This window comes from Paenibacillus sp. 2TAB26, assembly GCF_052115145.1.
Classification (GTDB): domain Bacteria; phylum Bacillota; class Bacilli; order Paenibacillales; family Paenibacillaceae; genus Pristimantibacillus.
Genome location: NZ_JBFRGC010000002.1, coordinates 1 through 12,588, shown reverse-complemented (window position 1 = coordinate 12,588; position 12,588 = coordinate 1). Strand labels below are relative to the sequence as shown.

At 40.8% G+C, this 12,588-nt stretch carries 5 protein-coding genes; all 5 read right to left on the bottom strand.

Going from position 1 to position 12,588, the window contains the following annotated elements; translation table 11 throughout:
• Window positions 1-41: 41 nt before the first annotated feature.
• Window positions 42-6,788 carry an InlB B-repeat-containing protein gene (locus AB4Z50_RS01515; RefSeq protein WP_441874865.1) on the bottom strand — a complete coding sequence of 2,249 codons (6,747 nt, stop codon included), beginning with the start codon at window positions 6,786-6,788 and terminating at the stop codon, window positions 42-44.
• A 197-nt stretch (window positions 6,789-6,985) separates the two neighbouring features.
• Complete coding sequence (mglC, locus tag AB4Z50_RS01510) at window positions 6,986-8,005, bottom strand: galactose/methyl galactoside ABC transporter permease MglC (RefSeq protein ID WP_441874863.1); 1,020 nt, start codon at window positions 8,003-8,005, stop codon at window positions 6,986-6,988.
• Window positions 7,983-9,539 carry a sugar ABC transporter ATP-binding protein gene (locus AB4Z50_RS01505; protein WP_441874861.1) on the bottom strand — a complete coding sequence of 519 codons (1,557 nt, stop codon included), beginning with the start codon at window positions 9,537-9,539 and terminating at the stop codon, window positions 7,983-7,985. Before AB4Z50_RS01505 ends, mglC begins: the two co-directional genes overlap by 23 nt.
• Before the next feature lie 78 nt (window positions 9,540-9,617).
• Window positions 9,618-10,646, bottom strand: coding sequence for a galactose ABC transporter substrate-binding protein (locus AB4Z50_RS01500; RefSeq protein ID WP_441874859.1), 1,029 nt, complete (start codon window positions 10,644-10,646; stop codon window positions 9,618-9,620).
• A 140-nt stretch (window positions 10,647-10,786) separates the two neighbouring features.
• Window positions 10,787-12,070, bottom strand: a complete 1,284-nt coding sequence (locus AB4Z50_RS01495) for a helix-turn-helix domain-containing protein (protein WP_441874857.1) — start codon at window positions 12,068-12,070, stop codon at window positions 10,787-10,789.
• Between the last annotated feature and the right edge of the window lie 518 nt (window positions 12,071-12,588).

Here is a 12,588-nt window from a genome sequence, read left to right as displayed (position 1 = left end):
CAGCTCACATGATGAGCTGACTACGTGTCATTCTTTATTGATTACGAATTAATCAGCTTAACAAAGCTCAATGCTCGCTTCAGCATGACTGCTGTCTGAGCACGGCTTGCTGTATCTTTTGGCGCAATCGTGGTTTCCGATTTGCCATTCATAATACCTGCATTTATTACGGCTTGAACTGCTTCACGGGCAAAGCCCGATAGCTGGTCTTGATCAGCAAAAGCAGCTAACGAAATGCTTGATGAATTCGATCCAACGCTTGTATCTCCTTGAACGAGATGAACAGCTTTCATAATCATAACAGCCATTTGCTCTCTAGTGATGAATGCGTCAGGATTGAACTTGTTGTTGCCTACTCCTTGTACTAACCCGTGCTGAACCGCTGTACTTACATCTGCGGCATACCATTTAGCAGTTGCTACATCGTCAAATACCTGATCAGCACCATTATTATTCAAGCCCAAGCTTCTTACTAGCAGCGATGCGAATTCTGCACGGGTCACTTTCCCTTCCGGATCATAGACATGATTCGTTTTCCCATTTACGATCAGCTTAGACGCGAGTGTTTCTACATCCTTCTGTGCCCAGTGTCCGCGCATATCTTTGAATGTTTTATTGCCTTCAATGATGACATACATGCCATTCGAGTAATGCTTGATCGTTGCTACAGTCTTGCCATCCATAACGGTAAACACCGCTGGTACAAATCGAATGGCTCCCGTTTCAGGATCATATGATACGACCGTTGCTTCATTCAAATTGCGAATTACTTTGTCTACGGTTAAAGTACGCTCAATATAACCGATGGAATGATTATCGTATTCCGCATCTTTCGTTTTCAGCGTTGCTTTATAGTCGATAATGTCGCTTATACGCTTCATTCCATTGCCGGATAGGGCTGCATCCAATTGCTGCAACTTATCCTCGTTCGCTTTCACCATGCTTACAATTAATACAGCATCGGCATCTACTTTACCTTTCATATCCTTGCTGTTTAAAATAGACACCGGCCATTCATAGCTTCCAAACTTGCTGCGGATCGATACGATCGAATCCGGCTTGTTCGCAGCTAATCCGCTCAAAGCGTCCAATGGAATTCTCACTTCATATCGTGTGTGATTTCCAGGAACATCAATCGTTAGAATGGTACCGGCTTGTTCTGCTTTTAAAAACTCCGCTGCCTTTTTGGTAAGTTGATTGCGATCAAGTGAAGACGTCAAGCTATTTAGTGCGGAATCAATCGTTAGCTCAGATTTCTTCGGCTCGTATAAAGCTGGGTTTTCGTGGGCTGGTTCTTTAGTACCACCACCGCTACCTCCGCTGTTGTTACCACCACCATTATTTCCTCCGCCGTTACCACCACCACCGTTGTTTCCTCCGTCGGAAGTTTGATTAGTAATATCAATCGCTTTTTCACCTCGAACCTCTGATCCGTCCGTTGCAGTTGCGACTACTTTTACAACGCCGTCCTTCACGGCAGTCAACAATCCGTTTTGATCAATCGTTGCTTTGTCCGTTGTCGTTACGCCATCTGACTCATAGACAGTCCAAGTTACCTTCTTATTGGATGCGTTCGTTGGCAATAGCTCTGCCGTCAACTTCAGGCTGCCGCCCTTCACATCTATTGCCGCTTTGCCACTTGCGCTAGTCAGGCTGATCGATTCTACCAACACATTCGTAGACTCAGACTCCCACTTCGCATATAAGGTGATATCTTGTTCTGCTGCTTTATCCGTTGCAAAATTCCATTGTTCCATCAATGCTTCATCTTTGTACCAGCCAACGAACACGTAGTCTGCTTTTGTTGGTGCTGTTGGTTCAGAAAGTACGGAGCCTGGTTTGGCTTTAATACTTGCTACTTCGCTGCCGCCGTTACTATTAAAAGTAACAGAAATATCTTCAACTTCAGATTGATTCGTGATGACAATCACGATCTCACCTTGAACCTTTGAACCGTCCGCTGCTGTAGCGATTACTTTTACAGCGCCATCCTTCACGGCAGTCAACAATCCGTTTTGATCGATTGTTGCTTTGTCTGTTGCCGTTACTTCATCTGACTCATAGACAGTCCAAGCAACCTTCTTGTTGGAAGCGTTCGTTGGCAATAGCTCTGCCGTCAGCTTCAGGCTGCCGCCCTTCACATCTATTGCTGTATTGCCAACCGCGCTAGTCAGGCTGATCGATTCTACCAACACATTCGTAGATTCAGATTCCCATTTCGCATATAAGGTGATATCTTGTTCTGCTACTTTATCCGTTGCAAAATTCCATTGTTCATTCAAAGCTTCGTCTTTGTACCAGCCGATGAAAATGTATCCTTCTTTTATCGGCGCTGATGGTTCAGAAATCGGTGAATCAGGGTTTGCTTCAATGCTAGCTACACCACTACCACCATTACTATTGAATGTTACAGTGTACTTTTCTATTTGCGCTTCTCCAAATTGTGAGTAATCCCATTCCGATTGCCAATTCATTGAAATGCGTTTATTCTCACTGTCCAAGTGTATTGGGGACCAAATGTATCTGGAGTCACTCAAGTTTCCAGGATTCCAACGATCTGCCATAAAGATAAATTTATCTCTTACAATATTTCCGCTTTTATCTCTGTATGGCAGTACAAAAGTACTTTGACTCTCATGAGTAGTTCCTTTCCAATCATCCCAGAATGGATCGCCTTTATCTTCCCACCACCATGTTAATGGATGTCCTGTAATATGATATTTAGCAGGATTTGGGTTCCAGCCTGTTAAACCAGATGTTATTGAATAATACGTATCATCTTGTTTAAATAATGTTGGAGCTTCTCTACCATTGCTATGAGCTTTCGCCCAAATCGCATTTCCATGTTCCTCACGAGCTGGTTGTGTATAAGTATCATCCAGTTTTAGAACGATGGTAGTCCCATTTCCTTCGGATGAATAGATCAAATATGCTGTTTTATCATCATCAACATAAAGGGTCATATCTCGGAGCATACCATCTCCTTCACCCCTTTTGTCAGGATCCCATCCATCATTTGGCATTCTCTCAATATCAAGCACTTTAAACGGACCAATCGGTGATTTACTTACAGCTACACCACCTGATGCTGTCCAATATTTACCCGACATTGGACCGTCATGATGCCACCACATGACATAATTATCATATTTCTCGTTGTAAACAACTTTTGGTCGTTCCACAACTTTATCCCAATTGAACAGCCCGTATAATCTTTGTTTCTCTTCGATAGAAGTATCTTTATACAGTGCATTCAAATCGGCAATTTGTTCCCGTGTATTATGTTTTTTAAGTGTTTGAACTGGTGATTTCATGTTACCAGCGAAATTATAAAAACGTTTTTCCACTCCATTTTCCGGAATGAAATTCCAATCATCAAGCTTCCCATAATTTTGTTCTTGTCGCCAAGACTCGAATCCTACTCCCGATTCCTTATACAATTCATCATCTTCATGAATATACATTGGAATGTCAGAAGCATCCGTCAATCCATCGTGTGTTCTATCTCCAAGAGACGGATTATTAAATACTGGCAATACAACACCTTCATTTTTCCAATTATAAAGGTCAGTAGATGAGTAAGCATGTACACCAGTCATCGGAACATAACCAGCACCCATGTTCGATTCCGTTTTATCTTCTCCGTACCAATAGTATTTTTTAGTGTTTTCGTCATATATAATACCTCCGCCATGCGCCTGAATGGGCACACCCTCAGTATCTAGCCACACTTCACCATTTTTGATTGAGCTTACATGACCAAGATTAGAATAGAAATTATAATATTCATTAAGCCAGTAATTATAATGTTCTAATGATTCTAACGTTAGATGTTCTGTATCTTCGAGTTCATTTAAATAATTGTCCATAATATTTCTTACGTATGGAACCATATCTTCGTAAAGAGTAACCAACTTTTCCTTAGCAATTTGAACTATACTCGTATCAATGTCCGCAACATACTTTTGATAAACAGCCAAATCGCCAATCGATAAAGTAGAGCTGTTGCCGCCAGTTTTGATAACTTGAATAGCTACGTAACGTGCATTTTTTGAGGGGAAGGTTGCGGATTGATCATAATCTTTTCCTGTATCAAGACCGCCGACGGCTGCCAACTCAAAATGTTGATTTAATTCACTTTGTGTACCTGTCAATTCAACGTTTGACAAATCTTTATCGCTTGTATAAATTTTGAATTGTTTAATACGACCGTTTTCTTTATCTTTACCTTGTCTCGGTGTGTAGAGGATTTGGCTTATATCTTTTCTACTTTTATTCAAGTCAAGAACGATATAGTCGCCTGCTTGGTATTTACGGCCCCAATCTTCCCAATTCGTTTCATAAAATGTATCTCGATTACCATCTAACATGCTTTCTATAGGTGTGCTCCAGTGTGCTTCTGGGGCGTATTTCACTGTGATCCCTTCAACGAGGAAACTATCTCTCTGCAAATTAACCATTTCATCATTAATTTGATTAGTCGTACGATTCATTTCTTCTTGCGTGGATGAATCCGATCTCATTAATGCATTGCCGGCATCAACATACTGTTTCAAAAGCTCTAATAGATTTTCATCTTTATTCGAAGTTGCAATAAATTGTTCAGCATCTGTTATTGCTTTATCAAGTTGCTCTGAATTTAGTTTAAAATTTGAATCCCTGTACAAATTGATTTCAGCAGCAGATGCAAACTGTGTGCCAGCATCACTTTGCGATGCTAGTGCTTTGAATTTAATATGAGTCGCATCGACGGGAGTAAAGGTTGCTGTTTTTATTGCTTTGTTAGCATCCCATGTTCCTTCTGCAATTTTATTAAAATTCACACCGTCAATACTTGCTTCAATTTCAAACTTAGTAACTGTACCATTCGTATCTGTGTCTTGTCTTGGTGTATATTCCAGTTTGTTAATACCTTTGTACAGTTTGCCTAATTCATAAGTAATAGAGTGCGGTGGATCTTGATAGCCATCGCCCCATGGCGTATGCCATTTTGTATTTACATCACCGTCTATAGTAAGCTCCGGACCTTCTCCAGATTGTGCGCTACTCGCCGAAGCTCTCATCAACTGTTGTGGTATAACACCTATAACACCATCAGACAACATTGCCTTGAATTTGAGGCTGATTTCAACAATTGCATCAGATATTTGTTCATTGCTGCCAGATTGAAGCGCATCGTCAGCTTTTGTAATTAGCGCTTCCAACTCTTCAATATCCGGGTTATCTTCATTCAAGGTTGCTTTATGTTGTTCAATACTTACCTTTAAATCATTTAATATCTGTGTAACGTCTGCTTCTTGGCCTTCGACGTACTGAGCGTTTTTGATAACAAAAGTTGTAATTGATTTTCCTTCCACATTTGCATAAAGCTTAGTTCCTAAAACTTCTAATTTACCTTCCTGTAAATCTTTTTCTGAAGTTGTCACATAAGTGGATACTTCACTTCCAGGCTTTACAAACTTGGAAAGATCAAATGACAATTGTCTGCTGCCTTGATCCGGGTTGCGATAGACGATAACCGTTTCCCCTGTCCCTTCGTTATAAGCCGTTAGTGTCTTTCCATCACCATCGCTATTCTCAAAAAATTTCGAGCCTTGCGGAATGAATTTACTAAATTGCGCCATCGCGTAATATTTTTTCGTATACCACCATTGTTCAGTATCAAAATCAGCATGAATCAGACCCCAGTTCATATTCTCCTTGTCTGATTGCATATTTTGTTCGCTTTCAATAGCTTGCCAAATTACCCATGCCTGCGGTTCAAACCATTTAATATCCACCATAATTTGATCAGCCAGCGCTAATGCTGGTTCGATATCATCATGATTATGAGCAATACCGCCTGGTCCTAAATCAACTTCTGACATCCATAGCTTTTTATTTTCCTGTTCGGCAAGCTGACGAACCTCATATCTTTTTGAACCTCCATAAGCATGAACGTTCATTTGAGAAATGCTGTTTTTTGCATCGTCATTATAATGGCTCCAATTTTCCAGGAAAGTATCGATTACGGATTCTTCCATTGCTGAAATGCCAACATTATTCAATCCTTTTTCATTCAGCTTTTGTCGAGCTTCCCAAATAATCCATGACTGCGCCCAAGGATCCCAATGCGAGCCTTCCTGACGATTGAAAGCACCCCAGTAATTTGTATTGGGCTCGTTAATTGGTGAAAGAGTATCGAACTCTATTCCAAAATCATCATTATAATGTTTGACTACCTCTGCTAAATATTCCGCGAAATCATCATAATAATCTTCTTTTAAGTTATTCTCCCAAGCATTATGATTACCAGCAGTACAACCACTGTGGGTCATATAGTATGGCGAAGAATTGGAAAACGCTTCCATAATTAGTTCTGGTTTACGTTTCAATGCTTCCTGCAACCACCAACGCTGTTTTTCATCACGATTAATATCAAAATGACCCTCTTCTGTTGAAAAGCCTTGAATATCAGCGCCTTCACGCATATGATTGTGAGTCGGATCATCGCCACCGCCAATGTTGTAGCGGGCAATATTATAATTAAGTCCCTCTTTGCCATATAATGCATCCACCAAATCATTTTTCGCTTGCTCGCTTTCCCAGCCGCCAGTAGCATTAGCAAACCATATTAATGAAGTTCCCCAACCATCCCATACTTTCTTCATCTTGTCTGGACTTAACTTAATTTCAGTTGCACTTGGTGCTGCCGAGACAGCATTCGGCAAACCAACGAACATCGATCCTACTAGCGAAAATGCCAAGCAGGACACCAACATTTTTTTTGCACGTTTTTTAATACCCAATTTCAACCCTCCCAAAAATAGTAGCATCCTAAAGCAACACTTTTTTTATAAATCCTCTGTTACCTAAAGGAATGTATGCCTTTAATAGCCATGGCAATCGCCAAGGCTGCATGTGATAAACATTCCTTTGAATCATCATGTACTTGCCAATAAGCAATACATTCATCACCTCCTTTTTAATACGTTGAATGTACAAACTATTTTTTTGCCATATATTTTCGAATATCAAAAGCTACGGCTGCAACTATAATGAGTCCCTTAATAATTAATTGATAATAGGGACTAACACCGATATACGTTAATCCGTAGTTAATAACACCAAAGATTAATACGCCTGCTGCTACGCCTTGGATTTTGCCCACCCCGCCAGCAGTTGACACCCCGCCAACTACGCATGCCGCAATGGCATCTAATTCATACATGTTTCCGTAGTTATTCGTAGCTCCTCCTGTTCGGGCTGCTTCAAGTACACCAGCAAGACCATACAACGCTCCCGAAATGGCATAAATATAAATCAGATTTCGAGCGACATTAATGCCGGAAACATGTGCCGCATGGACGTTTCCTCCAATTGCATACATGTTTTTTCCCAGTCGAGTCTTATTAAATACGACCCAACAGATAAGTGCTACAGCGAGCGCAATAAGCACAATATACGGGATCGTATAGCCGCCTCCAAGATCGATATATCCCGAACCCCACACTTTAAAATCATCTCGAAGACCGCCAATCGGCTGCGATTGATTCGGCTTCATATCGAAATAAAGGCTATTGATACCGTAGATTCCTACCATTGTTCCTAACGTAGCAATAAAAGGTGGAACATGAAGTTTTGCTACGATAAAACCGTTTATTAATCCAACAAGCAAACCAACTATAATGCCTATTAAAATCGGAGCTATTACCCAAAGCTGCGGCAAGTCCGGGTAAAATCGGTTGGCATACGTATCTATTTGCAGCATCGATGCCGAAATAACTGCCGTTAGCCCAACAACTCGTCCAGATGACAAATCTGTACCGCCTGTAATAAGAATAAATGCCGCACCAATTGCAATAATTAGCTTAGTCGAAGACTGCTGCAATATATCTCTAAGCGTAGAAAAGGCTAGAAAGTTAGGATCTGCCACCGCGATGCCAATTACAATCAAAATCAACACCACGAAAATCGCTCGTTGCATTAAATAGTCTTTCACTTTAAACAGTAATTGCGTGTTCATTACGTTTACCCCCTGATACGACCGAACGTTGCTGCGCAGCTAGGCGCATAATTTCTTGCTCTGTTACTGACTTGCCCTCCACAATGCCTGTCAATTTGCCTTCGCTCATGACCATAATTCTGTCAGACATCCCAAGCAGTTCAGGCATTTCCGAGGAGATCATAATAATGCTTTTCCCTTGCTTCGCAAGCTCGGTAATTATCGTATAAATTTCAAATTTAGCGCCAACATCAATACCACGAGTAGGCTCATCAAGCAGCAATATATCTGGTTCTGTAAGCAGCCATCTTGCCAAGAGTACTTTCTGCTGATTTCCCCCTGATAAATAACGAATTTGTTGATGAACAGACGGTGTCTTTGTTCCAAACTTTTCAACATTATCCGCCGCGTCAACTCGTCCTTTTCTTTCATTCAACAGCCCAAATTTATTTTGGTAACGAGACAAATTCGCGATAATCGTGTTCTCATAAACCGATAACACTGGAAAAATCCCTGTTACTCGCCTTTCTTCGGTTAGAAGCGCAATTTTATTCTTTTTCGCTTCAGAAGGTGTTTTTAAATTCACTGGCTTCCCGTTTATGGAGATTTTTCCGGAAACTACGCTCCGTAGTCCAAACAAGGCTTCAATCAGCTCTGTTCGTTGAGCGCCAACCAAGCCACCTAAGCCGAGAATTTCCCCTTTCTTCAGCTCAAAGCTAATATCCTGAAACGACTTGGGATTAGGCGACGATAGACCTTCCACCTTCATCATTGTGCCGCCAGGCATATTCTTTCGTGCAGGAAAGCGTTCTTTCAAATCACGACCGACCATTCTTGTAATAATGAGGTCTGTCGTTAGCTCACTTGAAGGCCAAGTTCCAACATAATGACCATCACGCATGATCGTCACTTCATCAGAGATGCGCAAGATTTCTTCCATTTTGTGAGAAATATAAATAATAGATACACCGCGTTTACGCAAACTATTGATAATGTTGAATAGCTGTTCAACCTCGTTGCCAGTCAAAGAGGATGTTGGCTCATCCATTACGATGAGCTTTGAGTGAAAAGAAACCGCTTTCGCAATTTCCAGCGTTTGAATTTTTGAAACAGACAGCGTCCCCGTGCGCACTCGAGGATCTATATCGACCTCAAGATCTTTGAATAAATGCAATGTGTCTTCGTACATTTTCTTTTCATGAATAAACTTAATCGGACCAAAACCTATTTCCGGAAACCGACCAAGCCAAATATTTTCCATTACATTACGATGCGGTACGGGATGAAGCTCTTGATGAATCATGGAAATTCCATTTTTCAGTGCCTCTTTAGAGTTATGAATCGTTGTTTTATGACCATTTATAAAAATCTCACCTTCATCCGGTCTATATATGCCGAACAAGCACTTCATTAGCGTTGATTTCCCAGCCCCGTTTTCACCCATAAGAGCATGTACAGTTCCTGGTTTCACCTTTATTGTTGCGTTGCTGAGCGCTTGTACCCCTGGAAAGCCCTTCGAAATTCCTCGCATTTCCAGAACATAATGCTGCTCCATTTCATATCCTCCCATCAAAAACCAATAAATAAGTTAGGAGGAAACAGCGGGATACCGCTTTCCCTCATCTTTATTTCATTATTCCGCGTCTGCAATGTTCGCATTTGTGATTTTCTTGTAAGCGATCCATACATATTTATCATCTGTGATTTCAAAACCAATATTTTCTTTTGTTGGCGTCTCCCCTTTGGAAAGCGCAGTAGCAATCGCAACAGATGCTGCTCCTTGGTTTTTCGCGTCATTCAGCACCGTACCCAGCATGGTTCCGTCCTTCAAGGCTTGAATAGCAGGAGCTGTTGCATCTACACCAACAACCGGAATATACTTATCACCTTTGAAGTAACCCGATGCTTTCAACGCTTCAATCGCGCCAAGCGCCATATCATCATTATTAGAAAGAACTGCTTCGATTTTATCTCCATTTGATGCTAGAAATGCTTGCATTTTTTCTTGCCCTTTGACTCGGTCCCACATCGCTGTATCTTTAGCAAGCTCTTCAACCTCTATGCCTGCGTCCACAATAGCCTCAACAGAATACTTTGTACGAAGCTCCGCGTCTTGATGCCCTGGCTCACCAGTTAACATCACGTATTGCAGCTTGCCGTCACCGTTCTTATCCGCGCTTGGGTTTTCTTTCCAATAATCGCTAATTAATTGCCCCGAAATCGTTCCTGAATCCTCTGCTCTAGCACCGACGTAGTATACCTTATCCCATTTTTCCATATCTTCCGCAATCGGCTCGCGATTTAAGAATACGACTGGCATATTAGCTTCTTTTGCTTTATCGATAATGACGCCTGCAGCTGTACGATCAACTGGATTAATAATAAGCGCATCGTACTTTTTCGAAATAAATAGATCCACCTTCTCATTTTGTGTTGGTTGCGAGTTTTGGCTGTCCACAACATCTAATTTCGCTCCGTTTTTCGCTGACTCCAGCATTGCATTGCGCACACCCGTCATAAAGGTATCATCAAATTTGTAAATAGCTGCTCCGATCTGTATGCTATCCTTTTTTTCTCCCTCTGTATTTCCTCCATCGTTGCTGCATGCTGCAGCCGTCAACATCATACCTGTCAGTAACGCAAGAACCCATTTCTTTTTCATCCAAAATTCCCCCAAATTCATTTTTTAACTTCTCGACCTATTATGTAGAAGAATGATTGTTATTCGAACCCACAATTCTCACGTCTTGTCTGGAAATTCTAATCTATTGTTGTAAATCTGATATGGTGTGTAACGATGAATCACTCATATTTCACTAGGGATTCTGTAATTCTACTCCGATACTCCGTTAGCGAAATCCCGACATGCTTCTTAAAGCAAAAACCCAAATATTTAGGATCGGTTATCCCGACGCGATCTGCAATCTCAGAAGCTTTAAGCTCTGTAAGACGCAGCATTTGCTTAACAGCCTCTATCCGGATGTGCATGACATATTGTCCATAGGTTAGTTTTACTTCTTTTTTAAATACACGACTGAAATAACCTGTACTAATGTGTAGGAATGAGCAAACCTCTTGAATGGATAAATCTGGATTCATAAAATGATCTTTCGTATACTGAATGGCTTCTTCGACAATATCTTTATATACATGCTTCCGCTGGCTGGAAATCTTCCTCATCATTTCAATGCATATATCAAAAACCCAACGTTTTGCCTCTCTTAAACCTGGCAATCTATACATTTCTGCATGCAGTTGAATACTTGTACCTAACAGTCCATCAAGATCAATATCAGCCTCTTTCGCTGTACGCAATATTACCGTCAATACCTCAAATAAATAGATTTGAATATCCTGCAAAGCAAAATTACTTTCAAACAGTTCATCGAATATTGTATCAACTGCGTCAGAAAGCTCTTCGGCCGTCCCCATCTTCAAGCTGTTCCTTAAAGCTTGCCCCTTCAGTTCGTCGAATCGAAGTTGCTCACTCTCATAATCTTCAATATTGTGAAAATAGATAACCTTCTTGGACCCCATAACAAGACGATAGTCTAGTGCAATAAGCGTTTCTCGGTAAGAATGATGTACATCGGCAATATCTGAAACACGCGATCCAACACCAATCGTGACATTCAGCTTCAGCTCTTGCACAATCTGCTCAAGAACATCCGACAGTGCTGCTTGCATAATCGAAAACCAATGCTCCTTGTGCTGTCCATTATCGATAGCCAGCAAAGCAATGCTTTCTTGATAAATAAACACTTTCCCAAGCGAATTGATGTCCCATACTTCTCGCGTTCTATTCAAAACAGCTTGAATCATATAATCCACACCACGCGACTGTCTTAACAAGGAAGAGGAGTATTCTTTTGATTCTTCCGTAGGATAAAGAGCGATGAGCGCTACAACATACTGAGAGCCGCGCAGCTGAATATCATAATTCATTGATTTTTCTTCAATTTGCTGGCTTGTCAGTTTTCGGGTAAGCAGCGATGCTAGAAATGATTCCTGAAGCACAGGCATACTTGTTCGATAATGATCTTGCAAAATTCGAAAGTATTCAGAATGCTCTTCGTTCTTCTTCATTTCTTTTGCTATGTCTGACTCTTCATCCACTTTTTTTACAATTTCATCATATCACCCTATAAAATCAGGCCTTATGACAAACTTTATACGTTTTTGTCCTTTTCATTGCCTATCCGAAAATGCTTACATTTTGTGTTGGTATTATTTTTAGATTTTGTTTTTTTATTGGTTCGCAGCTATGCTCAGCTTTCTAATGAGCAGTATTTTACTCCGATGGATTTATTGAAAAATAATTAATAATCGCTAGAAATAGCTTGGAAAAAGGTAATAAACCCATTCTTGATGAATATGGATTTAAACCTAAAGCTCATAAAAAAGCAGCCCCGTCTATAACATGGAAGGGACTGACCCCATAACGTGAGACAAATCAAAACACCTTCAAGAAAATGCAACCATGTCGTAAGATATGGAGACAACCTTGGAGGTGTTTTTACGTTGGCAACAAGAGTAAGTTACCCAGTGGAAACAAAAATGAAAGCCATTGAATTGAGAATAAAAGGAGTTCCAGTGAAAAAGGT